Annotated in this window: 28 protein-coding genes and 2 pseudogenes; 16 read left to right on the top strand and 14 right to left on the bottom strand. The window is 61.9% G+C overall.

Annotation, left to right across the window (positions count from 1 at the left end):
- The first annotated feature begins 2 nt into the window (after positions 1-2).
- Positions 3-287, top strand: coding sequence for a DUF6522 family protein (locus Q5701_RS19865; RefSeq protein ID WP_306752676.1), 285 nt, complete (start codon positions 3-5; stop codon positions 285-287).
- Positions 288-509: 222 nt separating this feature from the next.
- Here the strand turns inward: Q5701_RS19865 and Q5701_RS19860 are convergent, their stop codons facing one another.
- Entirely contained in the window at positions 510-1,268 is a 759-nt protein-coding gene (locus tag Q5701_RS19860) for a Crp/Fnr family transcriptional regulator (RefSeq protein WP_373568572.1), read from the bottom strand.
- A 509-nt stretch (positions 1,269-1,777) separates the two neighbouring features.
- On the opposite strand from Q5701_RS19860, the gene Q5701_RS19855 reads away from it, so the two are divergent.
- The 3 genes and pseudogenes from Q5701_RS19855 to Q5701_RS19845 all read left to right on the top strand — a co-directional run.
- The gene (locus Q5701_RS19855) at positions 1,778-2,710 is read left to right on the top strand and encodes a hypothetical protein (protein WP_306752675.1); all 933 of its coding nucleotides are present in this window, start codon (positions 1,778-1,780) and stop codon (positions 2,708-2,710) included.
- A complete protein-coding gene (locus tag Q5701_RS19850; RefSeq protein ID WP_306752674.1) occupies positions 2,691-3,134 on the top strand; it encodes a phage holin family protein in 444 nt (147 codons plus the stop codon). The genes Q5701_RS19855 and Q5701_RS19850 overlap by 20 nt, the downstream gene beginning before the upstream one ends.
- Positions 3,124-3,261 (top strand): annotated as a pseudogene (locus Q5701_RS19845) (DUF3618 domain-containing protein); the annotation flags it as partial. The gene Q5701_RS19850 and the pseudogene Q5701_RS19845, both read left to right, overlap by 11 nt.
- On the opposite strand, the gene Q5701_RS19840 reads toward Q5701_RS19845, so the two are convergent.
- Together Q5701_RS19840 and recD2 are read right to left on the bottom strand one after the other, a co-directional pair.
- Positions 3,220-4,398 carry an AAA family ATPase gene (locus Q5701_RS19840; RefSeq protein ID WP_306755448.1) on the bottom strand — a complete coding sequence of 393 codons (1,179 nt, stop codon included), beginning with the start codon at positions 4,396-4,398 and terminating at the stop codon, positions 3,220-3,222. The pseudogene Q5701_RS19845 and the gene Q5701_RS19840 sit on opposite strands and share 42 nt — an antisense overlap.
- Before the next feature lie 73 nt (positions 4,399-4,471).
- Positions 4,472-5,875 (bottom strand): annotated as a pseudogene (recD2, locus tag Q5701_RS19835) (SF1B family DNA helicase RecD2); the annotation flags it as partial.
- Between the two features lie 323 nt (positions 5,876-6,198).
- Between recD2 and Q5701_RS19830 the strand changes: the two are divergent.
- The 3 genes from Q5701_RS19830 (at position 6,199) to Q5701_RS19820 (ending at position 8,352) form a co-directional block, all read left to right on the top strand.
- On the top strand, positions 6,199-6,678 hold the full coding sequence (locus tag Q5701_RS19830) for a VOC family protein (RefSeq protein ID WP_306752673.1): 480 nt from the start codon (positions 6,199-6,201) through the stop codon (positions 6,676-6,678).
- Positions 6,679-7,398: 720 nt separating this feature from the next.
- A complete protein-coding gene (locus Q5701_RS19825; RefSeq protein ID WP_306752672.1) occupies positions 7,399-7,623 on the top strand; it encodes a DUF1127 domain-containing protein in 225 nt (74 codons plus the stop codon).
- Positions 7,624-8,133: 510 nt separating this feature from the next.
- Positions 8,134-8,352 (top strand): DUF3072 domain-containing protein, encoded by a 219-nt coding sequence (locus Q5701_RS19820; RefSeq protein WP_306752671.1) that lies wholly within the window; start codon positions 8,134-8,136, stop codon positions 8,350-8,352.
- A 229-nt stretch (positions 8,353-8,581) separates the two neighbouring features.
- On the opposite strand, the gene Q5701_RS19815 is transcribed toward Q5701_RS19820, so the two are convergent.
- A complete protein-coding gene (locus Q5701_RS19815; RefSeq protein ID WP_306752670.1) occupies positions 8,582-9,745 on the bottom strand; it encodes an OmpP1/FadL family transporter in 1,164 nt (387 codons plus the stop codon).
- Positions 9,746-9,959: 214 nt separating this feature from the next.
- Here Q5701_RS19815 and Q5701_RS19810 point away from each other — a divergent pair, with 214 nt between their 5' ends.
- Together Q5701_RS19810 and Q5701_RS19805 are read left to right on the top strand one after the other, a co-directional pair.
- Positions 9,960-10,625, top strand: coding sequence for an ImuA family protein (locus Q5701_RS19810; RefSeq protein WP_306752669.1), 666 nt, complete (start codon positions 9,960-9,962; stop codon positions 10,623-10,625).
- 164 nt (positions 10,626-10,789) lie between these two features.
- Positions 10,790-11,080 carry a hypothetical protein gene (locus Q5701_RS19805; protein ID WP_306752668.1) on the top strand — a complete coding sequence of 97 codons (291 nt, stop codon included), beginning with the start codon at positions 10,790-10,792 and terminating at the stop codon, positions 11,078-11,080.
- A gap of 169 nt (positions 11,081-11,249) precedes the next feature.
- Here Q5701_RS19805 and Q5701_RS19800 read toward each other — a convergent pair whose 3' ends face one another.
- Positions 11,250-11,642 carry a Phasin gene (locus tag Q5701_RS19800; RefSeq protein ID WP_306752667.1) on the bottom strand — a complete coding sequence of 131 codons (393 nt, stop codon included), beginning with the start codon at positions 11,640-11,642 and terminating at the stop codon, positions 11,250-11,252.
- Positions 11,643-12,126: 484 nt separating this feature from the next.
- Positions 12,127-13,170, bottom strand: coding sequence for an alpha/beta fold hydrolase (locus tag Q5701_RS19795; RefSeq protein ID WP_306752666.1), 1,044 nt, complete (start codon positions 13,168-13,170; stop codon positions 12,127-12,129).
- A 294-nt stretch (positions 13,171-13,464) separates the two neighbouring features.
- Between Q5701_RS19795 and Q5701_RS19790 the strand changes: the two genes are divergently transcribed.
- A complete protein-coding gene (locus tag Q5701_RS19790) occupies positions 13,465-13,884 on the top strand; it encodes a ribbon-helix-helix domain-containing protein (protein WP_306752665.1) in 420 nt (139 codons plus the stop codon).
- Between the two features lie 29 nt (positions 13,885-13,913).
- Positions 13,914-15,143 carry an extracellular catalytic domain type 1 short-chain-length polyhydroxyalkanoate depolymerase gene (locus Q5701_RS19785; protein WP_306752664.1) on the top strand — a complete coding sequence of 410 codons (1,230 nt, stop codon included), beginning with the start codon at positions 13,914-13,916 and terminating at the stop codon, positions 15,141-15,143.
- 566 nt (positions 15,144-15,709) lie between these two features.
- Here Q5701_RS19785 and Q5701_RS19780 read toward each other — a convergent pair.
- The 5 genes from Q5701_RS19780 to Q5701_RS19760 form a co-directional block, all read right to left on the bottom strand.
- Positions 15,710-15,931, bottom strand: coding sequence for a hypothetical protein (locus tag Q5701_RS19780; protein WP_306752663.1), 222 nt, complete (start codon positions 15,929-15,931; stop codon positions 15,710-15,712).
- 446 nt (positions 15,932-16,377) lie between these two features.
- Positions 16,378-17,337 carry an aldo/keto reductase gene (locus Q5701_RS19775; protein ID WP_306752662.1) on the bottom strand — a complete coding sequence of 320 codons (960 nt, stop codon included), beginning with the start codon at positions 17,335-17,337 and terminating at the stop codon, positions 16,378-16,380.
- 159 nt (positions 17,338-17,496) lie between these two features.
- Entirely contained in the window at positions 17,497-18,339 is an 843-nt protein-coding gene (locus Q5701_RS19770; RefSeq protein WP_306752661.1) for a PhzF family phenazine biosynthesis protein, read from the bottom strand.
- A gap of 70 nt (positions 18,340-18,409) precedes the next feature.
- Positions 18,410-18,619: a winged helix-turn-helix transcriptional regulator gene (locus Q5701_RS19765; RefSeq protein ID WP_306752660.1), complete on the bottom strand. Its 210-nt coding sequence runs from the start codon at positions 18,617-18,619 to the stop codon at positions 18,410-18,412.
- On the bottom strand, positions 18,613-18,783 hold the full coding sequence (locus Q5701_RS19760) for a hypothetical protein (protein WP_306752659.1): 171 nt from the start codon (positions 18,781-18,783) through the stop codon (positions 18,613-18,615). The genes Q5701_RS19765 and Q5701_RS19760 overlap by 7 nt, the downstream gene beginning before the upstream one ends.
- A gap of 97 nt (positions 18,784-18,880) precedes the next feature.
- Between Q5701_RS19760 and Q5701_RS19755 the strand changes: the two genes are divergently transcribed.
- Both Q5701_RS19755 and Q5701_RS19750 read left to right on the top strand, forming a co-directional pair.
- The gene (locus tag Q5701_RS19755; RefSeq protein WP_306752658.1) at positions 18,881-19,945 is read left to right on the top strand and encodes an SDR family oxidoreductase; all 1,065 of its coding nucleotides are present in this window, start codon (positions 18,881-18,883) and stop codon (positions 19,943-19,945) included.
- Positions 19,946-19,976: 31 nt separating this feature from the next.
- The gene (locus Q5701_RS19750; protein ID WP_306752657.1) at positions 19,977-21,083 is read left to right on the top strand and encodes an NADH:flavin oxidoreductase/NADH oxidase; all 1,107 of its coding nucleotides are present in this window, start codon (positions 19,977-19,979) and stop codon (positions 21,081-21,083) included.
- A 352-nt stretch (positions 21,084-21,435) separates the two neighbouring features.
- Here Q5701_RS19750 and Q5701_RS19745 read toward each other — a convergent pair whose 3' ends face one another.
- Positions 21,436-22,326, bottom strand: coding sequence for an NAD(P)-dependent oxidoreductase (locus Q5701_RS19745; RefSeq protein ID WP_306752656.1), 891 nt, complete (start codon positions 22,324-22,326; stop codon positions 21,436-21,438).
- A 273-nt stretch (positions 22,327-22,599) separates the two neighbouring features.
- Between Q5701_RS19745 and Q5701_RS19740 the strand changes: the two genes are divergently transcribed.
- Positions 22,600-23,493: an NAD-dependent epimerase/dehydratase family protein gene (locus tag Q5701_RS19740; protein ID WP_306752655.1), complete on the top strand. Its 894-nt coding sequence runs from the start codon at positions 22,600-22,602 to the stop codon at positions 23,491-23,493.
- Between the two features lie 746 nt (positions 23,494-24,239).
- Here the strand turns inward: Q5701_RS19740 and Q5701_RS19735 are convergent.
- Positions 24,240-24,674 carry a RidA family protein gene (locus Q5701_RS19735; protein WP_306752654.1) on the bottom strand — a complete coding sequence of 145 codons (435 nt, stop codon included), beginning with the start codon at positions 24,672-24,674 and terminating at the stop codon, positions 24,240-24,242.
- On the bottom strand, positions 24,671-25,879 hold the full coding sequence (locus Q5701_RS19730; protein ID WP_306752653.1) for a pyridoxal phosphate-dependent aminotransferase: 1,209 nt from the start codon (positions 25,877-25,879) through the stop codon (positions 24,671-24,673). Before Q5701_RS19730 ends, Q5701_RS19735 begins: the two co-directional genes overlap by 4 nt.
- A gap of 332 nt (positions 25,880-26,211) precedes the next feature.
- Between Q5701_RS19730 and Q5701_RS19725 the strand changes: the two genes are divergently transcribed.
- Both Q5701_RS19725 and arsC read left to right on the top strand, forming a co-directional pair.
- Positions 26,212-26,571, top strand: coding sequence for an ArsR/SmtB family transcription factor (locus Q5701_RS19725; RefSeq protein ID WP_306752652.1), 360 nt, complete (start codon positions 26,212-26,214; stop codon positions 26,569-26,571).
- Between the two features lie 2 nt (positions 26,572-26,573).
- Complete coding sequence (gene arsC, locus Q5701_RS19720; protein ID WP_306752651.1) at positions 26,574-26,999, top strand: arsenate reductase (glutaredoxin); 426 nt, start codon at positions 26,574-26,576, stop codon at positions 26,997-26,999.
- Position 27,000: the final 1 nt, after the last annotated feature.

The following is a 27,000-nucleotide window of genomic DNA, read 5'->3' as shown; positions in this document are numbered from 1 at the left end:
CCATGGATCTCGGCTCAAAGATAAAGGTTGGTTTTGACCAAGGCCGGCCCGTCATCGAGGCGGTCGAGATCGCACGGCTGCTGGAGCTTGATGTTCCTGGTTTCCAGGACCTCATGCGCTCGGGGAGCATCAGGAGCACGGTTGAGCGAGGCGAAGGGGACGACGCAGGCAAGTTTCGCCTGACGTTCCAATCGCCTCAGTGGCGGGTGCGCTTGACCTGCAAGGACGATGGGGAGGTGCTGACCCTGACCCGTGTGCGGCTGACAGCGCCACCGACAGCGGCGTAGGCCCGGGCGTAGCAGGCACGGTGTTCGTGCCGGACATCTGCCTGGCCGTTTCCGGGAGTATTAGGCAGCAGGACCGCGGCACTGGATTGGCACCAGAAACCGTTTGAGTGGATAGCTGTCATGCTACTTTCCGCCCAACGGCTTGGGAGAGGACAAGACCATCAGCCCAAAAATCCAGTGGAAGAGGCAAGCGCTTGCCCTCTCATATATGAACCATACTGTCTAGGTCAGCCAGCCTCCATCCGCGTCATCACCGGTTTCTGCCAGCAATGCCGGATAATCGATGACCGTGACGCCCCGCTTCCCATTGGGATGCACAATACCATCATCTTTGAAAGCCGAGAACTGGCGGCTGACGGTTTCCAGGGAGAGACCCAGGAAATCTCCGATCTCCTCCCGCGTGTAAGGCAGATCCAGGTATATCTGTTGCTTCATCAAGGGCGGATCCTGAGCAACCTTCTCACGGGCGAAGATCATCAGGAAGGAGGCGACCTTTTCGCGGGCGCTCTTTCTGCCCAGAAGCAGCATCCAGTCCCGCGCCGCATCAAGTTCGTTGGAGGACTGCTCAAGAAGCCCCTGCCCAAGTTCTGGGATCGTGCGCAACAACGTCTCGAAGGGTTTGCGGCGGAAGCCGCACATGACGACTGAAGTAGAGGCCACGGCATTGTAAGACGATTTGGCACGATAAGGATGGCCAAGAAAATTCCCCGGACGCAGCATCGCAACCATCTGGATCCTGCCATCCGGCATGAACTTCGTCAGGGACACTGTTCCGGTGAGAACGGTGCCGACGAAATCCAGGACGTCGCCGTCCATGACGATGGTTTGCCTTGGCTTAAACGACCGGAAAAGGCGCATAGCCTCGAGCTGACGCAGTTCTTCGGGTCCGCAATAGGCACAGATGGAGTGGTCCCGAGTCCGGCAGGCAAGACAGGACGCTTGAGCATGACATCCGACGATAAGGTCAGTTGCTGTTACCATGACGAGAAGACTAACCATGCTTTGCAACCAGTGACCACATCTGACGGCGTTTTTACCAGAACCCGTCAATACCGGCGGAGTGTTGCCGGTGGACCCATTCGCCCAGGAACCTGGTTGTGGCGACCAGCACCCAGAAACGAGCGCCAGGGGTTTTTCCCATAGATCGTGCCAGTGGAAATTACACCAGCTTGACGGACGTGACCCCGGAATTGCCGGCAGGTGTTTCTGCGCTTCTGCCAGAACTCTTGCGGGCAACGCTGTGATCCTGTCGTGACATCGCGTGGTCCTTTGCTGCCGGTGCCGCGCTGCGGAGTGTGTGTATCTGCAACCGCCTGGACAGCCACATTGCCTTGCTGCGGTGGAACGCGTGGAGAGCAGCCGTTGGTTCCGAGGGTTGTCTGCAAAGCCGCAGTGGGAACATTCGAGAAACTGCGCCGTTGTGACCTCCATGACAAGGTTCGGCCGCCGCATCACCGGCGACGACATTTCAGACATTCGGGAGACTTCCCATGAATTCAAATGATCACAATGCTTCGGCAGGACACAACCAGTCCACCTTGGGCAATCTCAAGGAGCAAGCGGGCGAAAAGGTCAGCCAGGTTGCGGATACCCTGAAGCAAGAGGCGGTGCGACGCGAGGAAGGCGTCCGCAGCAGCCTTTCCAAGCAGGCAGACCAGCTGGCCTCGGCCTTGCGAGCCGCCAAATCCGAAATCGATCCTGACTCCAGCATCGGCAAGATGTTCGATTATGCCGCAGACAGCGTCGGTAGCCTCGCGCAAAACATGAAAGCCACAGATACGTCCGACCTCGTGCACGGCGTTCGTGACTTTGCGCGCGAACGTCCTGGCGCCTTCCTGGGCATCTGTGCGTTGGGAGGCTTTGCGGCCGCACGCTTTCTGCTGGCCAGTGCCCCTGATGATCGTCGGAGCGGCACCGGCAACCGTAGCGGGTCCAGCTATCCAGGCAGTTCGTCAGCTTCCGGCTTTCCGGGCGGCTCGTCGCGCTCCTACGGGACGATGGGGGACTCAGGCAGCCAGGCACGTGCCATGACCGGCAGCATGTCAGGTTCTAGCGGGATGGGAGCTGGGACGGGACAGGCCGACATCGGCTCCGGCGGAGCCGGCAGTTCTGGCACCAGCTCCGGATATGGAACATCCAGCACCCCCACCGGCGCAAGCACCTCCGGCTCCGGCCTGTCCGGCACCACCACCGGTGGCTCCGGGTCCGGGACCAAGCCATCGAGCGGCGCCATCGGGGGTACGTCGCCCGCAACGGGGACGTCCGGGGGTAGAATCGGCGGCAGTGGTGCGGGCAGCGAAATTGGCGGAGATCTATCGGGGCAGTCTGCAGGCACGGGCAGCACCGGAGGCACCTCCGGAACCCAGGGTCAGCCCTATCGCAATGCACCCACTCCTGACGGGAATGGAGGCCGAAATGACTGACTATTCAAACAATACCGGACGCGTCGACGATTCTGTCCGGCCGCAGAACCCCGCGTCCCTGGCCTCCGAGGCACTGCGCTTGTCGGGCGACCTCGTCCGCAAGGAGATCGCCTTGGCCAAGGCCGAGATCAGCCAGAATATGCAGCGGGCCGCTGTTGCGATAGGCTTTGTCGCCGCCGCGGCGGTGATTGCTATCGTGACCATCAACGTGCTGGTGGCCGCATTGGTCGCAGCACTTGCGGAAACCGAGCTTGGCCCGATCTGGAGCGCAGTCCTCGTCGGCGTCGTTCTGGCGCTGCTTGCCTATATCTTGCTGCGCAAGGGCATGAACGACCTGAAGCCCGAAGCGCTGATGCCGTCTCGTACTGTCCAGAACGTGCAGCGCGACGCGCAAACCATCAAGGGGGCCTACAATGACAAATGAAACAGACACTCCAGAACGCATCGAGCGTGAGATCGAGCAGGACCGGGATGCGCTCAGCCGCACCCTGAACGACCTGCAGGATGAACTATCGCTGGACGGCTTTGCCCGCCGCCTGACCGACAAGTTCCGCGAGAACGGATCCGAATGGGCCAATACTGCCAGCGACGCGGCGCGTTCGAACCCGGTGGCGCTTGCGCTGACGGGGGTGGGCCTGGCCTGGCTGATCTTCGGCCGCGGCTATGATCCCACCCACCGAGTGGTGGATCACCGTTCCCGCCGCCGCAGCAGCGAATGGGACAGGACGTCGGAACCATATCGTGTCAGCCCCACCGGCACCGATGCCGACGGCACGGGCAATATCGGCATCCAACCGGTGCCTTCCTCGGGACGCGGTGGATGGAGTTCGACTGGAACCTCGCACGGCTCGGACGGGGGCTCGGGTGGCAGTTCCAAACTGGGCAGCATGACCGAGGGGCTGCGCCAGAAGGCGCATGACTGGAAGGATCGCATCAGCGACAGCACCAGCAGCCTTCATGACCGGCTGAGCGAAGGGACCGAAGGCTTCAGCGAAGAAGCCCGGCGCCGCGTCTATGATGCCCGCCGCCGTGCCGTGGATGCGCAAGACAGCGCAGCACGCCGCCTTCGTGAAAGCAGCCGCACCGTCTCGAAGGGCTTTGACAGCGAACCTTTGTTCTTCGGCGCTGCAGCCGCTGCCATCGGTGCCGGCCTGGCCTGTCTGCTGCCGCGCACCCGGCAAGAGGACGAATTGCTCGGCAGCTACAGCGATCAGTTGTTCCATGAAGCCGAGAGCATCTTCGAGGAAGAAAAGGCCAAGGTCCAGAATGCCGTGTCTGCGGGCCTCGAGGAGGCAAAATCGGCCGCTGCACAGGTGACTGCGGCCGCGAAGAAGGAGCGACCGGGCGCCGACACCGCCCCGGTTCATCGGGCAGAGCACCTGGATGTCCTTGATCGGATTGAGGCCGAACCGGCGGGGAATGCGACGGCTGACCAGCTCCACAATGCGTGCCACGGCCTCTTCCGGGTCACGTGCCGGCACAAAATAGAAGTCTGCCTCCCCATCCGGAGGGGCAAGGTCCGGCATGCGCCCCGCGTTGATGGCATGGGCGGTGGTGATGATCTTGCTTTGCGCGGCCTGGCGGAACACCTCTGTCAGCCGCACCACCGGCACGGCACCAGAGGTGATGATGTCTGCCAGCACCTGGCCGGGCCCAACCGAGGGCAGCTGGTCGATGTCGCCCACCATCAGCAGCGCCGCCGTGGCGGAACACCTCTGTCAGCCGCACCACCGGCACGGCACCAGAGGTGATGATGTCTGCCAGCACCTGGCCGGGCCCAACCGAGGGCAGCTGGTCGATGTCGCCCACCATCAGCAGCGCCGCCGCAGTCGGTAGGGCCTTCATCAGCGACTGCATCAGCAGCACGTCGACCATGGAGCTTTCGTCGACCACCAGCAGGTCGCACTCGAGCGGGCTTTCCTCGTTCCGCTTGAAGGCGAAGGCCTTGGGATCGAACTCCAGCAGCCGGTGGATGGTCCGGGCCTCCATGCCGGTCGTTTCCGTCATCCGTTTGGCGGCGCGGCCGGTGGGTGCTGCCAGGAGAAGCTTCACACCCTTGGCGGCCAGGATGCGCAGGATGGCGTTCACGATCGTGGTCTTGCCCACGCCTGGGCCGCCGGTGATCACGGTGACCTTGGATCTGAGCGCCAGGCGGATGGCCTCGGCCTGACTGGCTGCGAGACTCAGGCCTGTCTTGTTCTCGATCCAGGGCAGGGCGCGGTCCGCATCGATCTCGGGCCAGGGCAGGGAACCCACCCTGACACGCTGGAGGTGCCCGGCGATGGCGCGTTCCGCCTGATAAAGTCCCGTCAGAAAGATGCAATCCGCCTCGCCCACCCGGTCTGCCGTGACGGTGCCCTCGGCAAGCTCGTCGCCGATGGCGCTCTCGATCAGGGCAGCGGGCACCTCGAGCAGCTTCTCGGCAAGAGTCGTCAGCTCTGCCTGCGGCAGCCCGCAATGACCGTCACCCATGGCTTCGCTCAGCGCGAATGACACGCCTGCGCGGATGCGGATGGTGGCGGTCTTCTCGATGCCAAGCTTCTCTGCAATCAGGTCAGCCGTCCGAAAGCCGATGCCGCGGATGTCTTTGGCCAGACGGTAGGGGTTCTCGCTCATCACCTGCACGGCATCCGTGCCGTAGGTCTTGAAGATCCGTACGGCGCGTGCGGTGCCCACACCATGCTGGTGCAGAAACACCATGATCTCGCGGATGACCTTCTGGTCCGCCCAGCCGGCGGTGATCTTGGCCGCACGCACGGGACCAATGCCGCCCACCTCGCGCAGGCGCTCGGGTGTGGCCTCGATGATGTCGAACACGTCGGTGCCGAAGGCTTTCACCAGCCGTCGTGCATAAACCGGCCCGATCCCCCGGATCATGCCGGAGCCGAGATACTTCTCGATGCCCTCGACGGAGGAGGGAGCCGAGGTCTTCAGGAACTGTGCCTTGAACTGCAAGCCATGGGTGTGGTCGTTGAGCCAGAGGCCCGAGGCGGTGATCCATTCGCCTGCAGAGATCATTGCGGCATGGCCAACGACAGTTACCAGATCCCGGTGTCCGCGCGCTTTGACCCGCAACACGCAAAAGCCGCTCTCAGGGCTGTGGAACGTCACTCGTTCGACCAGGCCTGCCAGCACCTCTGTTGGACTCTTAGTCTCTTGAGGCATCACAGGCACCAACCACACTCCTCGCCAAACAACAGTGCGACGTTACCCTTCCCGAGCATAGTGACACCCGCATCGTGTTGCCTTTGTCGCAGAAGTGCTGGCGCGACCCATTCGAAACTCTCCAGCGGCGTCGGCCATGTGCAAGCAGATATATGCCAGCCAGATCATGAACCAAGTTCTGAAGTGTAGCTGTCGAACGGCCTGGAAAGCAAAGTGCCACCCTTCGGGCGTCACTTGTGCTTAAATCAGCACCTGCGGCAGGGTAGCCCCGCTGCCTGGAATGCTGCCTCATACTCCAAGGGATGATCAGGGAGGAAACCGTTATGACCATCGCCAAGAACACCGTCTGCTTGTGGTACGACAAGGAGGCCGAGGAGGCCGCGAACTTCTACGCCTCCGTCTTTCCAGACAGCCGCGTGGAGGCAATCAACCGCGCGCCCGACGACTATCCGTCTGGCAAGAAGGGAGATGTGCTGACTGTCCAGTTCACCGTTGGGGGGATCCCGTGCATCGGCCTGAACGGCGGGCCGGTCTTCAAGCCGGACGAGGCCTTCTCGTTCCAGATCGCCACTGATGATCAGGAAGAGACCGACCGCTACTGGAACGCCATCGTCGGCAACGGCGGCAGCGAAAGCGCATGCGGCTGGTGCAAGGACCGCTGGGGCCTGTCCTGGCAGATCACGCCCCGCACGCTGACGGAGGCGATGATGGCCGGCGGGGAGGAAGCGCGCCGCGCCTTTGGCGCAATGATGACCATGCGCAAGCTCGATGTCGCGGCAATCGACGCGGCTCGGCGAGGGTAAACCCCACGCGCTTGACCAGGAGGTCCTGACCTCCAGTTGCGCTCAATGCCCGCCTATCGTATGCCGCGCCCGGCTGAGGCTGCATAAAGGTCCCGGCAAAACCGCAGCGATGATCAGGCTCCCGCAATCTGCATACCAACTTTGACCATCCTGCCAGCACTGAAGGGGGGCATCACAACCAGGATTACCCCTCCGAGGCTGCATAAAGGTCCCGGCAAAACCGCAGCGATGATCAGGCTCCCGCAATCTGCATACCAACTTTGACCATCCTGCCAGCACTGAAGGGGGGCATCACAACCAGGATCACCCCTCCAAAATCCGGTCCAGATTTGGAGCTCAGACGTTTCCCATAGGGTAGCTTCCCGACTGACAACGTTGTCAGGCGTGTTCCTGTTGAACGGCCACAGGCCATACCATTGAAGCTGCCCGCGGCTGGAGTGCTGCAATCGTCGTCATCCCGCCAAGGGACTGGGCAAGCAGTGCCTGCTCTTGAAGCGCCGGAAGACTGCCAGGGACTGTATTCGGCAGGCCTCATGCCATCCCTTGCGAGGGAGACGCACGCGGTTGGCGCATTAAGCTTGCATATGCTGCATAGCAGCAATCCCAACGGATCCGTTGTGCAGTCGCAGTGTTAGCGCCATCTTTGGTCCATCGAAAGAGCGCAAGCCAATCCGGGTTAGGCGCAACCGCAAGAACAAAGATACTGATAAGGAATACACCATGGCTGCTGTCGCCCACGCCCACAACGCCGCTGCCACCGATGGCTTCGCAGGCCGTCTGATGGCTGCGATCCAGCGCATGCAGGAAAACCGCGCCCGCCGTGTGATCTATCGCCAGGCGGTGCGTGAACTGAATGCACTGACCAACCGCGATCTGGCGGATCTGGGCATTAGCCGTTCGATGATCACCCGCCTGGCCCATGAAGCGGCTTGGGGCGCAAAGTAAGAACACGTTTTCCCGCCCCTCCTCCTCCCCATGGGGCCGGGACTGGTGGCATTCTTCTGCCAGGGGATGCCGCCGCCATATAGCCGCTCTGTTCCGCGGCACCCGATGCGACGGACCCCTCCTCCCATTGGTCCGTTCGTTGGCGGCAACGGCCCTTCTCCTCCCCGGGCCTTGCCGCACCCCAAACGCGGCCCCTCCCTCCTCCCTGGGCCAGCGTTCCGCGGCAGCACCCCTCCTCCTCCCTGGGTGCTGCCGCTTTTTCATGTCGAGCATAGGAATTGGGGCATCGCCTCCAAACTCGCCAGGACGCCGGTAGTCCGCTGAGGGGGATGGTCTTATCCTCATCAAGGGATCGGTCTTGTCCGGCTACCCCTTAGGACAGCTTCACTGCGAGCCCACACAGAGGGATAGCCTTGCTGCTCTTCTCTCCCCGGCTTCTGGATGAATGCGAACGGAACCGGAACATCTGATGCGTGTTACATTGCGGCATCCTGTAGAAGGCAATTCCCCATGGCCGATGAAAACCCGAAATCCCATCCCACCGACAATGCCGAGAAAGATCCCGATACCTGGGTCAGCGGCGAAGATCCCATGACCGGTGCGCAGGCGTCCTATCTCAAGACGCTGAGCGAGCAGGCCGACGATCCCGACGCCTTTGACGAAACCATCAGCAAGGCAGAGGCCTCGAAGCGCATCGATGCGCTGAAAGCTAAGGTGGGGCTTAACTAAGAGCGCCTCGTTGACCGAGGAGGCCGAACTACGTCCTCAAGGTCTGCAGCTTGAGCGACAGCGGTTCTGTAAGACGCCGGGGCGCCAACTTTCTTGGCGCTCGGTACATCCCCTTCCGGAAGGCATCACCCGACAAGTTCCTGGTGCAGATCGGGCCGAGCTGGCCAAGAGTCGCGGCTGATCGTTTCGGTGTCCGAACGGGGGCACTCAAAGCCAGAACTCTTCGCCATCAGAAGCTGTAGCCAACCCGTACTCCGACGCCCCAGGCGTGGCTGCCTTCCATCTCGGCGCGAGCTGTGTCGGGCTTGCCGGTCTCGGGCCGGGCATTCCCCATCTTCATGTAACTGACCCCGGTGGTGATCTTGATCCTGTCCTGCGTGTAGAGTGCCGCCAGGCTTATGCCTTGTTGGCCGTTGACCGGCGCCAGCGGCGAGACAAGGTCATTGCCGGATTTCTCATAGGTGAAGCTTGCCGCGCCAGACCAGGTGTCGGTGAACTTGCGGCCAACGCCGATGGTGAACGTGGTGGTGTCGTTGAGGTCCACTAGGCCGCTCCCGGTCACCTGAAGGAGCTTTTCTGGGTCCACGCGAAAGCCTGACCAGTCCACCCAGCGGACCCCCCCGAAGACAAGCGTGTCGGGATCGATGCCGGTCTGAAACTCCAGGTTCCAGGATTTCGGTGTCTTGACCGTCAGCGTGGAACGCCCCTCCAGAAGCGGCAAGGCTGGTGCGGGGCCTGGGCCATCAGGGTCCACAAGAGGACCGCTCTCGGTGATGTCGAAGTCATGCTCGATCACCGCATTATAGGTCAAGGACACACGCGCAGCGATGTCAGGCCTTTCCCATGACACCCCGGCGAGCCACCCGTAAGCGGTATCCCTGTCCACATCGACACGGTACCCGTTTACGGGACCGAAAGATGCGCCGCACAACGTCACGCTTCCGTCGGTGCGCGCACCGCGGAGACCCGCGTGAACACCGAAGCCGCTTTCTGGAACCGCAAAGCGGATGATGCCGGTCAGGTCGTTGTTGTTGATGACCACTCCGGTTCCACCAAGGTTGATGGAGCCGCTGGTGGGATAAGCAAGATCAGCCCCGAAGGGCTGGTCCAGGATGATGGCTGCCGACCAAGCATCATTGAACTGGTGTTTATAGGCAAAGCCGAAGCTGTTGTAGGAAGACGCAATATCGCCCGTGCGTTCACCGCCGGGGTAGGGGCCCAGCGGAAGGTCTGTTCCTGTGATGCTGGGCGAGACATGGCCATAGCTGAATTCGAGGTAATGGCCTGGTTCAAAAAGCGGACCGAGAAACTGGTTGCTGCGCTCGACACCGCCAGCATGGACGATGGTGCCCCATAGGAGCCAGGTGGCTGCGCCGATGGATGCGGTCTTCATGAAAGCCTCGTTTCAAAGCCCGGTCATCGCCACGTCTGCGGTGGGCGAATGCCGCTAGGAAACGTTAGCACAGGCAGAGCCGTCCAGAGATGTGGAATGTCGCGCTGCTCCGCACGTGTTGTCAGCTTAAGACAATGCAGCAACCAAGATATCCCCAGATCAAAGGCCTACCCCGGATTGACAGCTTCGGGCATAATGGAACAAAACAGGAACAATGCTGTTTCTTCTCAACTGTCCTGGAGCCATTCCCCTTATGCCTGCCCAGTCCTTCAACCCTGCCATTGCCGCCTTGCGCGAGCAGATCGCGCAGATGGAAGGAGACGGCGGGCCGACACGCGGCGTGCTGCCCTTCGGCTTGCCTGAGCTGGACTGCCGCCTGCCTGGGGGCGGTCTGGCGCTTGGCTGCCTGCACGAGGTGGCGGGTGGCGGCAATGGCGCGGTGGATGGGGCAGCCGCCTCCTGCTTTGCCGCCGGCATTGTCGCGCGGATGCCGGGACAGGTGCTCTGGTGCGTGACGCAGGCAGACTTGTTTGCGCCCGGTCTCGAGCAGGCAGGTCTTGGGCCGGATCGGGTGATCTATGTCGAGGCCGGCGATGATGTCTCGGTGCTGGCCTGCATGGAGGAAGGGCTGCGCCATGGCGGGCTCGGTGCGGTGGTGGCCGATGTCGCGCGGCTGTCGATGGCCGCCTCGCGGCGGTTGCACCTTGCGGCCAAGGGATCAGGCACCACGGGCATTGCACTTCGCCGCTGGCGCCGACAGCAGGACGCCTATGACTTCGGCCAGCCTACCGCAGCGATGACCCGCTGGCGGGTGTCAGTGCTGCCCTCTACACCCTGCCTGTTCCCGGTCTCGGCCGTGCCCGCTGGCTCATCGAGCTGATCCGGGCCCGGGCGGGAGAAAGTCTCGATCTCGAACTGGAGGCGTGCGATGGCACGGGTCATCTCGGTCTACCTACCGCTCTGGCCCATCGATCGGCTGCGGCGGCAGACGCCTGAGGCAGTGCCTTCGCCTGACAATTTCTTGGTCCTGGCTGGCGGCCGATCATGGCGACAGATGAGGTGGCGCCGTCGCTCGGCCTGCACGTCGGTATGTTGGTGAGCAACGCGCAGGCATTGGTGCCTGGACTGCAGGTGCTGCTTGCTGATCCAGCGGCGGATGCGTCCTTGCTCGAGCGTCTCGCGCTCTGGGTGTTGCAGCGGATCTCGCCAGTTATGGCGGTCGATGGGCCGAATGGGGTGGTGATCAACTCCATCGGCTCAAGGACGAGCCTCTCGGCGCCGGTTGCTCAACATCGCCATTATGTTCCGATAGCGCTTCCGTGCGCGCGTATCTGAAGCTTGCAGGGCTATACCAGATCACCGAAATTGAGGCCCCTTCTGAGCCTCTCGGACAAACAAAAAGGGCGGCCAAGCCGCCCCTTCTCAATCGTGGATCCGCAGATCACGTCGTAGCAGCGCCTGCCGCGGTATTGTTGGACGCGGCCGGGGTGTCACGCATCGCTTTTCAAGCGTTTTTCTGAGCGTCGGAGGCAACGTCCTTGCCTGCCGTCAACATCAGGTCGACCGTGTCCAACTGAACCTTCTTCGCCACTTCAGCATATGCGGCCATGTGCTCAGCAGCCAGTTCGGCCGAACGCGACGCAAAATCGCTGACTGCCTTGGTATAATCAGAAGGCTCGTCCTTGTGGGCAGCCAGTTCGCCCATGCAGGCCATCGAGTCCTTGGCCCAGCGGGCCGAAATCTCGGTCGAGCGCTCGGCAGCGGCCAGTGCCACGCGGGCCAGCTTTTCGCTCAACACACTTTGCGACTTCATGGCGTCCTGGATCGACGACGTATTGATCGGAAAGTTCGCCATCATGTCCTGCATCGTTTTCGTAAAATCGGGGGTATTTGCCATCTCGCTCACTCCTGGTGCTGCAGCGATTGAGAGACTGAGGAACGTATCGCCGCGTCCATCCCCCGCTACCCATATGAATGCTGCGATGCAGCATTTCAAGATATTTATGGTGCGGCCTTTCTGCTCGCTCGCTGTAACATTGGATAATCCCCTCGCAGTTGATCCCTGACTGATGTTTGCCGTCCGTCTCCGCGCACCGCCGGTGTCCCGTGTCCCTCGCCCCAGGGCACCGGAGTTGCGCTGGCTATGCTTGCCCGTTCGGCCATGCTCCGAAGCAGGCAGCCAGACCGCCCGTCCAGAACCTCGACCGCGCCTGCGCAGCCACCCAGCTCACCGCGCATTTTGCCACTCCCATCCTGTCCGTCCACGACAACAGGTCTCTTACAGCTGAACTCAGCATGTCATGACGGCATCGGAGTGGCGCTCACGGCAGAACCACCCAACAGTTCTGGTCGACACCGCCAACTGCGTGGGCGTCTTTCGTTCAGCCGGCCTTGACCTGTGCCGTCTGCCCATGTGGCGGGGCCACCTTCTCGATCGCGGACATGACTGCGTCGGTTGCGGTCTGGTGGATCATGTGGCCCGCGCCGGGGATGCAGTGGAAACTGCTTTGCGGGATATCACCGTGCAGCCTGGCGGACTGATCCTCCGCATCGACGAGACGGTCCTCGGCTCCAGCGATAATGGCCACGGGCATCTTGAGTTGAGGGTAGGTGTCACGGGCAGCCAGGGCGTCCGGTATCATCAGGGCCGACTCTGCCGCGCTGGCGCGGATCTGAGACGGGCGAACCGCCATCGCTTTCGGGAACCCAGCGAACTTCTTTGGCACTGCTTGAGGTCCGAAGATCTTCCGCATGAGGAGCGGCCACATCAGCCGGCTCAGGATCGGCGAGATCGTGTAGCGGAGGACATCGCCTGCGACCGGTACTGCCGGAACCCCCATGCCGACCACATCAAGCCGCGCGGTCGGATAATAGTAGCCCGACGCCAGAACAAGCCCGCGCACCAGATCGGGATATTTGCCTGCGAGCGCCACTGCGACAGAGCAGCCCCACGAGTGGCCGAGGATTGTCGCACGCGCAATGCCAAGCTGCGCAAGGGCGCCGTGGATCAGGTCGGCCTGCGCCTCGGGCGTCCAGATCGTGTTCCGGGGGCGGTCGCTGTGACCATAGCCGGGACGGTCAAGGACGATCACGCGGTACTTCCGTGCCGCAAGGTCGATCAGGCCGCTCGACTCGAAGTCCTGGATCATGCTGCCGTTGCCGTGCAGCAAAACGATCGGCTCACCGCTGCCCCGCTCCACATAATGGAGACGGACACCATTCACGGTCAGGAACTTTCCGACCGGAGGATTGTCCTGCTCCGCCTTTTTGGCCAGCCGATGGTTCACGAAGGCGGAGACGGCCAGTCCCGCCGCCGCGACGGCGATGATTGCGGTCCGGGTGGAGGGACGTGAGGACGACGAGGCCGGATTAGCGATCACGCCGTGCCGATCCGCGCGCAGGTGCCTGCTGGGTTGGGAGTTCATGGAGATATCCGATCTGGAAAACTGCGTCTGGATCCCAGTTCGGGCCATGCTGCAGTGCAGCATAACGACGCGCGAACCGGTACAATAGTTCCCTGCATGCTCCTGAGCATTCCGGGCAAGGATTAAAGGCCGGTGCTTCTGTTTTGGCGGTTCGCCAGAACCAGCGTCCATAGGAGCCAGATGCCCGCCGTACTGTGGCGGGCTCGCGGGCCTGATGATCAAGAAAGCAGTTCGTTGCCCTTGCGGACCGGCATCAAACATCCATATACCATCCACACGGATGGAGAAACTTCGATGGCAGACAAAGTGGTTCAGTTGCGGCCCCAAGTTCCCGAGTCTGAGAAGATCACTATCAACCTGGGCTATGTCGACCTCGGTCGCATCGATCTGCTGGTCCAGGAAGGCTTCTTCTCGAACCGGACCGACTTCATCAGAACGGCGATCCGTAACCAGTTGCGCAGCCAGTCCGAAGAGGTGTCGCGCTCGATCGAGCGACACAGGCTGGAGGTCGGCCTGCTGGAGCTTGGTGCAGATGAACTGAAGGCCGCACAGGCTGCCGGCGAAACGCTTCATGTCAGGGTCGTGGGCCTTCTCCGCATTGCGTCCGATGTCACGCCGGAGCTCGCTCTTCAGACGATCGGCTCGCTGACGGTGCTCGGCGCACTGCAGGCAAGCCGCGAGATCAAGGCCGCCTTGGCCCCACGGATCAAATAGCCGCGCGAGCGGCAGGAAAGGTAGAAAAAATGACCACTGATTATGTTGCGGAGATCCTCCGCGCGACTGGAACCCTGCGGTCCGGTGATCCGGCCGGGGTGACAGCAATCGTTCAGAACGCCCTGGCACTCGCAGGTCTGAAAGACTCAGGCAGCGGGATTGCTGCCGGCGATCCGACCAAGACCATCAAGACCATGCAGATGCCGCAGGCATTGCTGCCGGGCTTCGGTCACACTGGCCATCATTCCTCCGGGACCGGCCGGCTGCGCAAACCTTTGGGCGAAGTCATCCAGACGTTGAAAGAAGCTGGAAAGGGGCTGAAGCTCGAAGGATTGCCGGGAATGGGCCGTCCCTTGCAGGCTCCAGAGCTGCCGTTGCCCAAAGGCGCAAAGTTTCTGGATGAGCGGTACTCCTGTGCCGCCGGCGCGCGCCGTTATCGCCTTTATGTCCCCTCGAACGCCGACAAGGGTTTGCAGGGCCTGATCGTGATGCTGCACGGCTGCACGCAGAACCCGGAAGACTTCGCTGCTGGCACCGGGATGAACGCTCTCGCGGAAGAGCACCGGCTGCTCGTTGTCTACCCGGCGCAGACCGGTGGCGACAATTCCATGTCCTGCTGGAACTGGTTCCGCCCCGGCGACCAGATGCGGGATGCCGGTGAGCCTGCGATCATTGCCGGGCTGACCCAAAGCCTCCGCGACCAGTACGCCATCCCTGCCAATCGGATCTTCGTGGCCGGTCTTTCCGCAGGTGGGGCAATGGCGGTGATCCTGGGTGAAACCTATCCAGAGCTTTACGCTGGGGTGGGGGTTCACTCGGGTCTGGCCTACGGCTCTGCCAATGACGTCATATCGGCCTTTGCGGCGATGCGCGGCCAAGCCGGCCTCGGCGCAGTATCCTCAGGGAAGCCCGGTGCTGGACTTGAGGCTGGGCCGCGGGTGATCGTGTTTCACGGCAGTGCCGACACCACGGTCCATCCCTCGAATGCCGAACGGATCATTGCCGGCAAAGGCGCCGGTGCCGGGAAGACCTCTCGGGTTGAGTCTGGGGCCTCGAGTGGAACCCGCGGGTACACGCGCCTTGTCGCCAAGCGCGAGGACGGCACCAATGGGGTCGAGAGCTGGACGATCGAGGGCGCGCAACACGCCTGGGCCGGCGGACACCCGAGCGGCTCCTATACCGATCCGCGCGGACCTGACGCCTCGGCGGCGATGGTGCGCTTCTTCCTTCAGGGCTCATCGGATCTAGCCGACGTGTGACAACCGCAACGCTTCTCTTTCCGGGCAAGATGCCCGGGGAGAGCTATCGCGCGGTTGATGGCCGTCTTCTGCCTTGAGCCCTGGGCCATTCACACAAGCACCGTGCTCAAGTCGCGAATGACACACGGGATCACTGGCTTCTGCAGTGCTGCCGAGACCGCTCCGCCCATGGCCGGGGTTGAAGGAGACCCCGGCCCGGGAAAACGTCGGGGCATCAAAGGAAAGGGAGGGTAGAGTGTGACCGCATCCGCCGGCCACTGGGCTTCGGCGAGTGAACGCGCTGATTTGATCACGGTTCCAAGGGGAAGAGGCTTGGAAATGTAATACAGGGTAAGGCCGTCCATTCAGCGCACGAACGTCCGTGCCCCTGTGCAGCCAAGGCATGATGGGTTGGTGGAACAAACCGCCCTGTGAGTGACGCCACATGAGCGGCAAGGCGGAAGCTTGATCTTCTTTGCGTTGCAGCGCCCCATTGACCAAGGAGGAGACGGCCCTCAGAGCCGCCACCCCTTGTTTTTGTCCAGGAAGTGGGTGGTGTGGCGATCCTGACGTCTACGGGCGTGCTTTCACAGACCCTGATTAGATGCCGGATCGATACCGTTCGCCTGTTTTTTCGCTTGGGAAAGTGCCTTATACTCGGAGTCCTGCGGCAGCCGAATTTGGTGACTTGACGGCTGGGTTTGGAACGATTCAGCTACGCCTATGATCCGCCCCGGCTTTCTTTCCTCAGCAGACCGCCTCGAGCTTGAGGCGGCCTCGGCTTTCGTCGTCATGGGTTTCTTGCTCATCTTCGCTCCATAAGGGCTACGATGAGCCAAAAACCCTCCATCACGCAATCTGCCTAATCTGTCCCATGGGCGCTGACGTCAGACACACTGGTGTGCTTTGCTTCTGCCCTGATGACCTTGCTTGGCCTGAGAATGGCGGAATGGACGATGGTCCTGCCCGAAGACACGCAGATCGTTTCGGAGATCGGTGTCGCTCAACCCGACGCCGACCAAAGCCGCGCCGCCTGATCAAGCCGCGTCACCAAGATTCAGCCGTAGCGCAAATACGGGTTTTGGCAGCTGGTCGAGGGATAGGAGCGGCACTTCGCAGCCGACGAGCAGACAGGACACTGCAAACCGGCATTCCCTATGTCAACGCACGACTGCCGCGCAACGAAGGCGATCAGCAGCTTCCAAGTTGGTTCGCAAGGTGGTCGTAAAGCAGAGCAGCAGGGCCACCGCGGCCTTCAGCAATAACGCTCCACGAACGCCATCTGATGATCGCCATAACGGTCGCCGTGGGCAAGTCCTGCGGGAAGGATGCGCTCGATTTCCGCAATATCTGCGGCGTTCAGGTCCGCGACCTGCCAGTCACGAAGGTGATCCGCCGTTCGCGTGCCGGGGATTGGAATGATGTGATCGCCCTGCGCCAGAATCCATGCAAGCGCCGCACCCGGGACTGTCCAACCCTGCCGGGCGCAGAGGTCGCGAAACGGCACAAGGGCACGGAGATTGGCCGAGAAGTTCGGTTCGATGAAGCGCGGGTTGGTGTCCCGAAAGTCCATTCCGGGGCGGAAATCCCGCTTCAGGGGTTCGCGCCCGAACATTCCCCGGCCCAGGGGAGAAAAGGCGACAAAGGCGACACCAAGTTCCTGGCAGGTTTGGATAAGGCCAAGCTGAGGCAGTCGCGTCCAGAGGGAGAACTCGTTTTGAACCGCAGTCACGGGATGCTCGGCATGGGCGCGACGCAACGTCGACGGCGCGATTTCGGACAGACCATAGCCGCCGATCTTTCCCTCCTGCACCAGCCTTGCCATGGTCCCGGCAAGCTCCTCGACGGGGATGTCGGGTTGGCGGCGGTGGATATAGTAAAGATCCACATGCTCGCGATTAAGTCGCCGCAGCGACTCCTCCAGGCACTGGCGGATATAGGCTTCGTCATTTCGCACCGCGCGCGGCGGTCCATTGAGGATGCCGCATTTTGTGGCAAGGTGTACGTCCGGACGCCCCCACCTGCCGAGGATCCGTTCCGATACACCCATGCCGTAGATATCGGCCGTATCGAAATGGCTGATACCGGCATCCACCGCTGCATCCAGGCAGGCCAGCGACGTCGCGTCATCCGTTGGGCCGAACATCCCGCCAAAGCTCATCGCGCCAAAGCCGATAGCGCCAACGCTGCGGTTGCCCAGCCGTCTTTGTTCCACCAGTCTCCCCTGTGCCACGGTGCGGCAGGGAAGCGCGACATCTTCTGACAGTCAAGGGTAAGGCCCTTGTATGGCGGTTAGTCTGCGATGCGCGACGAAGATGCCGTCATCCGAGGCAAAATCCTCTTCCAGCGGAGCGGCTCCTCTGGAAATGTAAAGCTAGAAGCTCACGCCCCCGCTGATGATGGTTTTGGTGACCCCGCCGATCCAAATGTCATCCGCCACCTGATCCACGAAAATTCGACCAGCTCGGCCAAGCGCCGTGCCCTGGCTGGCAACATAGGAACGAGGCGCGCGATTGCTCCCGATCAGCCATTGCGCCAGACCCGCATTCAGGCTGCCGGTGACAGGATCCTCCTTCACGCCGACACCCATGGCAAATGCACGAACCTCGAATTGCGCCTCCAGGCCGTCCTGGACCGCATCCCATGCTCCGACCACACCGAGCTTGAGATCGTCGAGCGCCGCATAGTCTGGATCGAGCGCAAGAACCTCGGCCCTTGATCCAAGCTGAACAGAAACCCAGCCCGGACCGTTGTCGATCAACTGGGCATCGAGGATGGCGCCTCTCTCGATCCTCAGCCCCTTCGCGATACGGACCAGCAAGGCCTCCTCGAGGGAGCCGTAGCGCAGGAGAGCTGGCGCGGCAAAGGCCAGCCGTCCTTCATGACGGCGCACCGGAACAAGCCCCAGCCCGCATTCCTGCACGATCACGTCCCCGCGGGGTGTCCCGCCATTGGTCAGCCAGGCATGGCAGGTCCCCAGGGTCGGGTGGCCCGCAAAGGGAAGCTCTCCTACCTGCGTGAAGATGCGGACCCGATAGTCGGCCTCGGGCGTGGTTGGCTCGAGCAGGAATGTCGTCTCGCTCAGGTTCGTCCATTTCGCGAATTCCGCCATCTGGCGGTCGGACAGATGATCCGCCCCGATCACCACCGCCACAGGATTTCCCTTGAACGGCTCGATTGAGAACACATCGACTTGTTGGAACAGCAGATCTGGCATCTTGCCCCTCACATCCGGTCAGCGGTCCTGCACAGCCAGGCGGACCCGGCAATGCCCGACAGCATGGTTGTTACATACTTCTGCGCGAGGTTTCCCGCAGCTTCAGCGCGTCCAAGGCATCGTTGTTCTCTCGCGCCCATGCATAGATCATCTCGATCGGCTCGACGAACCGTTTTCTTAGGTCAGTCATGGAATATTCAGCCGCGGGCGGAATGGTGCCCTCAACATGGCGGTGAACCAGCCCCGCGTGCTCCATGTCACGCAGGGTCTGGGTCAGCATCTTTTCGAGACACCAGGAACCGCGCGCAGCAGAACGCCCGCGCGGGCTGAGTTACCAAGGCGCGCGTGGAGCACATGGAGCACCATGCTGGTCCATTTGGTCGAGAAAAGCTCCAGAATGCGGCGCAGCGCGCAATCCTCGCGCCAGTCCTCGTCGTCGCTCATGGGATAGGCATCTTTTAGTCTCTAGGGCACTGTTTGGTTTCGTCTAGCGCCCGCCGCCTGCCGTTCATAGGTAGACTCTCGTCAGGACTCGGAGATCATGATGACCCAAAACGCACTTGTCGTCGGCGCCACCGGAATCGCGGGAAGCGCGATCGTCCGCCTGCTGCTGGATCAGGCGTGGGATGTGGCAGGACTTTCACGCAGTCCCGCGGCGCAGGACGGCCTGCGTCACATCGCCGGCGACCTTCTCGATGCCGCTCAGCTTTCGAACGCGCTGAAAGATGCCGCGCCAACCCATCTGTTCATCACCACCTGGTCGCGCCAGGCCACAGAGGCCGAGAACATCCGCGTCAACGCGGCGATGGTGCGCAACCTGCTGGACGCGCTCCGTCCTGCCGGATCGCTCTGTCACGTTGCCCTTGTGACCGGGCTCAAGCATTACCTCGGCCCGTTCGAGGCCTATGGCAAGGGCAAGCTGCCGGACACACCCTTTCGGGAAACCCAAGGCAGGCTCGACATCGAGAACTTCTACTATGCGCAGGAGGACGAGGTCTTCGCCGCAGCCGCGCGCGACGGGTTCGGCTGGAGCGTTCATCGCCCGCATACCATCATCGGCAAGGCGGTTGGCAATGCCATGAACATGGGAACGACGCTGGCTGCCTATGCCACGATCTGCCGCGAAACGGGACGCCCGTTCGTCTTTCCCGGAAGTGCCGCACAATGGTCCGGTCTCACCGACATGACGGATGCCCGCCAGCTTGCTGCGCAGATGCTGTGGGCCGCGACCACCGATGCGGCCAGGAACGAGGCGTTCAACATCGTCAACGGTGACGTCTTCCGCTGGAGCTGGATGTGGGGCCGAATTGCGGAATGGTTTGGCATCGAAGCCGCGCCCTTCGACGGAATTGTTCGCCCGCTGGAGACACAGATGTCGGGGGACGCCGCGATCTGGAAGCAGATCGCCGAACGGCACGGGCTTGTGGAGCCGGACCTGAACCGCCTTGCCTCGCCGTGGCATACCGATGCCGATCTGGGGCGGCCGATCGAGGTTGTCACCGACATGTCGAAAAGCCGTCGCCTTGGCTTTATCCATTACCATGCGACCGACGAAGCCTTCTTCGATCTGTTTGCACGGCTTCGACAAGACCGCCTCATCCCCTGACTGTTCCATCCCTGTAACCGGAGGACATATCATGCCCAGATCCAAGCTCTTCGAGCCCATCACCATTGGCGGCCTGACGCTGGACAATCGCATCGTCATCGCGCCGATGTGCCAGTATTCGGCCGAAGAAGGCCGCATGACCGACTGGCACCTGATGCATCTAGGCCATCTGTCCCATTCCGGTGCGGGCATCCTGACCATCGAAGCAACGGCGGTCGTTCCCGAGGGCCGCATCACCTATGCGGATGTCGGCCTGTGGGATGATGCCACAGAGGAGGCAATGCGCCGGGTGGTGGACAGCGTGCGACGCTGGTCGCCGATACCGATCGCGATCCAGCTGGCGCATGCCGGGCGCAAGGCTTCAACCGACCTGCCCTGGAAGGGTGGCGCGCAGATCGCGCCGGATGATGCAAGGGGATGGCAGACGGTCGCGCCTTCTCCGCTGCCGTTCGGGGCGGATGACGTTGCACCCATCCAACTCGATCAGGCGGGATTGGGCCGCATCCGGGATGCCTTTGCCGAGGCAGCGCGCCGTGCCGCACGTCTGGGCCTCGACGCGGTCCAGGTTCATGCCGCGCATGGCTATCTGCTGCACAGCTTCCTGTCGCCGCTGTCGAACCGGCGGACGGACGACTATGGCGGCAGTCTCGAGAACCGAATGCGCTTTCCGCTGGAGGTGTTTGATGCCGTGCGCGCAGCTTTCCCGGCCGAGCGACCGGTCACCGTACGCGTCTCGGCCACCGATTGGGTGGATGGCGGATGGAATGTCGAGCAAACCGTCGCTTTCTGCCAGGCCTTGGAGGCACGCGGCTGTGCCGCGATCAACGTGTCCAGCGGCGGTCTTGACGCCGGCCAGAAGATCCCGGTCGGGCCGAACTACCAGGTGCCGCTGGCGCGGGCTGTCAGGCACGCCGTCTCTATCCCGGTCATTGCTGTCGGATTGATCACCAAACCCGAACAGGCCGAGGCGATCGTTGCAACCGGCGATGCAGACATGGTGGGTGTCGCGCGCACCATCACATACGACAGTCGCTGGCCTTGGCATGCCGCCGCTGCCCTTGAAGCGACCGTCACGGTGCCGCCGCAGTACCTGCGCAGCCAGCCGTCCCGTCTTCGGGAACTGTTCAAGAAGGGATAGTAAAGCCATCAGGTGGTCCGGGTCGACCGAGATCACCTGCGACCTACCGTTTGGTGGCGAATGTCGGGTTCGGGCTCCTCATGTCAAGCGGAGGCTTGGTTTGGTCGTTCAACTGGCTCAAGAACCACGGACTTGCCTGGGCATACCTGCCGGTCGACCCTTGGCAGGCGCCGCAGTCCGGCTTTCCGACTGGCCGCTCAGCCTCTCCCTGACAGGGTCAGGCGACGTGCGCTCCGTGAGGCACTTCTGCGCCTGCCTCAGCCTCAGCATCTTGACCGCGATCTCGTCGGGTGTCAGGGCCTCATCATCGGGCGCGGAACACCAATGTCATGATGGGCGTGGTAGCTGGTATCTAAAGCCCGTTAGCTTTGGCGATGTATTCGGACAGATGCGGCACGTAGTCTTCGGGGCCATCGCCTCCCGTAGCCATCGCCAGTGCAAAGGAGTTTTTCACAGCGCTGGCCATCGGCGTGGCGACCATTGAGCCGTTTGCCATGGATTCGACGTAGCGCATGTCTTTGTAAGCATTTCCCAAAGTGAACTTGTGTGCCTCCCGGTTGCCTTCCAGCGCATACTCCATGAAGGTCTGGTAAAAGCCGCAATCCATCCGGCCACCCCGAATGACCTTGTCGAATTCAGCTACCGGAATGCCGACCTTGCGCGACAGAGCCAGCGCCTCGGAATAAAGCGCTGCGTAGCCCAGCGACAGAAAATTGTTCAGAAGCTTCATCTTGTGGCCATCGCCAACCGCGCCGATATGCACGATCTTGGCGGCCCAGGTGGCAATAATCGGCTGCACCCGCGCAAAGGTGGTGTCGCTGGCCCCCACCATGCAATCGAGCGTTCCGCCCCATGCCTCTTTCGGGGTGCGCGACAGGGGCGCGTCGACGAAGTCCACGCCGATTTCGGCGAGTTCCGCCGCCACACGCAGAGTGACGGTCGGATCAGAGGTGGAACAATCCACCACCACCGCACCCGGTGCCAGACCGGGCTTCAGCGCCGCCACCGCGGCCGCAACCTCGGGCGATCCGGTCAGACACGTCAGAATAACGGTGCAATTGTGCGCCAAGCCCTCCAAGGATGCGGCTTCGACGGCACCACGTGACACCAGATCATCGATCGCGGCGCGTTTGCGGTGCGCCACCACGGTCAGCGGATAGCCCTTTTCAACGATGTTCTTCGCCATGCCATGCCCCATCAGGCCAAGTCCGACAAAACCAACCTTCTCTTGCGTCATGGTCATTCTCCGGGTGAGTCAGGAAACATCAAAGCGGCCGCGCGATCTGTTCAGGGGTCAGCAAACGCAGCGCCTGACCCTGCATCATCGGAAACAGCATGTCGATCCTTGCAGTATCGTCAGATCTGCTGGAAGTGCTTGGTATGGGCGGCCGGGTGGTGGTGGAAGAAAAGCGCATCACCGGGGCGTTTTCATGTGTGGATGCCACTTGAGGCCGGATGATGCCGGTCGCACGGGTTAAGCAGGACAACGAAACGGATTCAAGGAACGGAAAGCATCATGACCAAACGCATCGTATTCACGGGCGGCACCGGCAAGGCCGGTCGCCATGCCGTGCCCCATCTGATGGCGAAGGGCTACAAGATCCTGAACGTCGATCTCAAACCGCTCGACCTTCCGGGGGTGAATACGCTGATCGCCGACATTACCGACAGCGGCCAGGTGTTCAACGCCTTCACCACGCATTTCGGCTTTGATGCTTTTGAGGAAGGTGCGCCACCCAAGGCCCCGGATGCCATAGTGCATTTCGCCGCTGTGCCGCGGGTGATGATCAACCCCGACAACATCACCTTTGCGCAGAACACCGTCGGCACCTACAACGTGCTGGAAGCGGCCATGAAGCTGGGCGTGCGCAAGGTGATTTTTGCAAGTTCGGAAACCACCTACGGCGTCTGCTTTGCCGAAGGTGACAAGGACTATCATTCGTTCCCGCTGGAAGAAGATTACGACATCGATCCGATGGACAGTTACGGCCTCTCGAAAGTGGTCAACGAAAAGACCGGCCGTGCATTTGCAATGCGCTATGGTGCCGATGTTTATGCCCTGCGGATCGGAAACGTCGTTGAGCCGCATGAATACGCCAACTTCCCCGACTACCTGGCCGACCCGATGAGCCGCAAGCGCAATGCATGGAGCTATATCGATGCCCGCGACCTGGGTGAGATCGTGCATCTTTGCCTGCAAAAAAACGGACTTGGCTATCAGGTGTTCAACGCGGTGAATGATACCATCACCGCCACCATGCCAACGGTGGAATTCCTTGCGAAATATGCGCCGAATACGCCAATCACCCGGCCGATGGGCAGGGATGAAGCTCCGCTTTCCAATCGCAAGATCCGCGAAGTGCTGGGATTCAAGGAAGCGCATCCGTGGCGGAACTACGTGAAAGCCTGATCTGATCGGCCGGGACAACGCTGTTGTGATGCCTCGGTTGACGAAGCCCATAAAGATCGACCTGCATGCCGACGAGGCCGCACAGGTGGATGCGCTGCTCCATGTCGCCCGCGCTACGATTCGCCACGGTTGGCAGGGCAGCGTGGCCTTCGGTCATTGCTGCCGGAGGATCAGCTTGAGCGCACTATCGCCCTGCTGGCGGAGGCGCGGATGAACGTGACCACCTTGCCGACCGTGAGTATGGATCTCCAAGACCGTCGGTCCGGGCCTACCCCCCCGATGGCGTTGCATGATGCCCGTGTTCGAACTGCGTGTCGCGGATGCACCAGCCTCGCTAAGCCCGTTCCGGCCCAGAGCATGGGCGTCGAGACCGGGGCTATTAGGGCCGGACAGCGGGCGAACCTGACTCTGTTCAGTGCCTACGCCACATTGCCCGGCCCCCGAATGCTGCTGCGGGTAGGACAGTGGTTCTTGCCACATCTGCCCGCCTCCGCCCCGACGTGACGGACATATTGCTACAGGCAGCCCATAGCTGACTTGGGGGAACATAGCGCTGAACTGCAGCTTCTCCAAACTGGCTATTCATGTTCATTGGCCATGTAGGGTAGAGGGCAACTTCAGCGCGGCGGCGCCCTCAGGGCACCGGCGAGACAAGTAAGGCGTAGACTAGGGGAGGCTAGGAGTCCCGGGCCTCCTCGCGCTTCGTATCTGTTTTCATGTTACGGGGGCGAAAAACGCGCCATTGCTCATCTGACTGCCGCCATCAGCTGGATTTCGACCGGAGCGCCCCCCGGCAGGGACGCGACCCCCACTGCCGTGCGGCTGCAAACCCCGACTTGACCAAGTTCCTGGAGCAAGAAGGCCGAGGCAAAATCTGCGAGCCGGGAATGACCGGTAAAGTCCGGCTCTGCAGCGATATAGACCGTCATTGAAAGAATGGCTTCCAGTTCCTCGTCTGCCCGTAACATGCTCTGTGCCGCCGTCAGGGCATTGCTGCAGGCCAGAACAACGGCCTCGCGATAGCCCTCGACGGCTGCGTCGTTACGAATGGGCCCGAGAGACATCAGTCTGCCATCGATTCGTGGCGTCATCCCGGCAGTTACGATCAGCTTGCCGCTGCGCCGTGCGGGCACATAGTTTCCCTGCGGAACCGGGGCGCCGTGAACGGGGGCAGTGATCATGCCCGATACCGTTCCGCAAGCGCGGCGATGCGTTCGACCGCCGCAGCGGCCGGCGCATGGTCCTGCGAGAAGTTCAGCCGGACCGACCCAGGCGTATGGGGACCGAACTCCGTGCCGGGTGTGACGATCACGTCTGCCTGCAGTCGCAGGGCCTTCACGAAGTCCGAAGGCTCGATGGCCAAATCCGGCAAGGACGGGAACAGGTAGCTGCCCGCCTGCGGCACCCGGACAGCACAGCCGGGGATCTGCCGGAACAGCGTGACCAGATCGTCGCGGATCGCCTGATGCTGGCAGATGCGGTGGGCCATCCAGCTCTCGGGTTCGTTGAACCAGGTCCGCAGCACCGCCTGGCTATAGCCCGGCGCCCGCAGCGAGACGATTGCCTGCAGCTTTTCCATCCGTGAGATGATGTCGGCTGGACCGAACGCCACGCCCAGCCGATAGCCACTGAGTGACTCCGTCTTGGACGGCCCCATGATCGTCACGACGTTCTTGGCCGCAGGATGCGCCCGCAAATGCGTATAGGTTGCGCCCTCATAGAGCAGCCGGGAATAAAGCTGGTCCACGATCACCGTTGCGCCGTAATGCCCGGCCAGCGTGGCGATGCGGTCGATCTCTGTGTCTGAGTAAACGACGCCCGTCGGATTGTTCGGATTTGAGAACAGGAACAGCCTTACCCCACTCCTGAATGCCGCTTCCAGCTGGTCGAGGTTCAGTCCTGCCTCGTGTTCGGCCGCACCCTGATAGGCGATCTGGACGGGCACCATCTCGCCCTCGAAGAACTCGACCAGTTTGCGGTTTGCGAAGTAATCGGGCTGCACAATGGCGACCTTGTCGCCGCGCGAAACGGTCGAGGCGATCACCAGGAACAGGGCACCTTGGGTGCCGGGGGTAATGATCAGCCCCTCCTGCGCATCGACCGGGGCGCCGGTGAATTCTGCCAGCCGGATGGCCAGCGCGTCCCGGATATCGGCCCGGCCGCGATATTCGGTATAGGCTTGTGCGCCGCCCTCCTCGACACCCGCCGCGAAGACCTCAAAGGCACCGGGGGTGGGCTTGTGGGCATCGACATCGCCATGCGAGAAGTCGACGGCACGGCCGCTCAGCGGCTTGCCCCGCAGGAAATCCGCATCGCACGACTGGCGCACTTCCTGACCGGGAGCATCGTCGGTTGCCAGTCTGCGGAACTTGTCCTGAATGCTCATATACTGTCTCCGAGGCCCTACACTGCGGCACCCCGATACCAAGAAGCGAGGCATAAGGGAAAGCTGCTTACCGATATCCGCCAGTCGACGACAAAGCAGACTGTTCCCACTGCGGCCGTTCTTACTCTGCGCAGCAACCTTGTCGTGGCGCGACCCGCTCCATGGCCCTAACGATCATGGTCGTTTAAAGCGTTTCAGCCCAAAGCTGCCGGTCAGGCCGTGCATAGTGCCGCCCCTACAACTTTTCCCAAACCAGCCACTCAGTTCTGACGCTCCTTGACCTTCGAAGAAGTCTGGCTCAACGTATCATCATCTGTTGAGGAGTTGAGTCGATGAATGAGCCTCAAGCTCTCGCTGCTTTTGCGGCCTTGTCCCAAGAGACACGGTTGCGCGTGGTGCGGCTTCTGGTGCAGTCTGGGCCAGATGGCATGCCAGCCGGCGCCATTGGGGAAGCCCTCGGCGGCGCCACCACCTCACGCCTGTCCTTTCACCTGACCCATCTCGAACATGCCGGGCTGATCCGGTCCCGGCGGGAAGGGCGCTACATCATCTACAGCACGGTCTATTCCGCTTTGGCGGGCCTTGTCGGCTTCCTGATGAAGGATTGCTGTCAGGGTCATCCCGAGATCTGCGCCCCTGCCGTTGCGACGCTGAACTGTGCCTGTGACCCCACCCTGGTAGAAAGCGCCTGAGCATGGATGTCATCATCTACCACAACCCGGACTGCGGCACCTCGCGCAATACGCTGGCGATGATCCGCAACGCCGGGATCGAGCCGCATGTCATCGAGTATCTGAAGTCGCCTCCTGCGCGCGCCATGCTGGAACAGTTGATCACCCGCATGGGGATCACGCCGCGCGCCCTGCTCCGCGAGAAGGGCACGTCCTACGGCGAACTTGGCCTGGACGAGCCATCCCTGTCCGATGCCGCGCTGCTTGATGCGATGATGGCGCATCCCATCCTGATCAACCGCCCCATCGTGGTCAGCCCGAAAGGAGTGCGGCTTTGCCGTCCTTCAGAGCAAGTGCTCGATCTGCTGCCGCCCCAGAAATCCGCCTTCAGCAAGGAAGATGGCAAACAGGTCGTGGATGCTCACGGTACCCGCACCCGCTCTGCCTGAC

The organism is Paracoccus actinidiae (assembly GCF_030863885.1).
GTDB classification, from domain to species: Bacteria; Pseudomonadota; Alphaproteobacteria; order Rhodobacterales; family Rhodobacteraceae; genus Paracoccus; species Paracoccus everestensis.
Note: the sequence above shows the minus strand (reverse complement) of the source record. Positions and strands in the feature narration are given on the sequence as shown.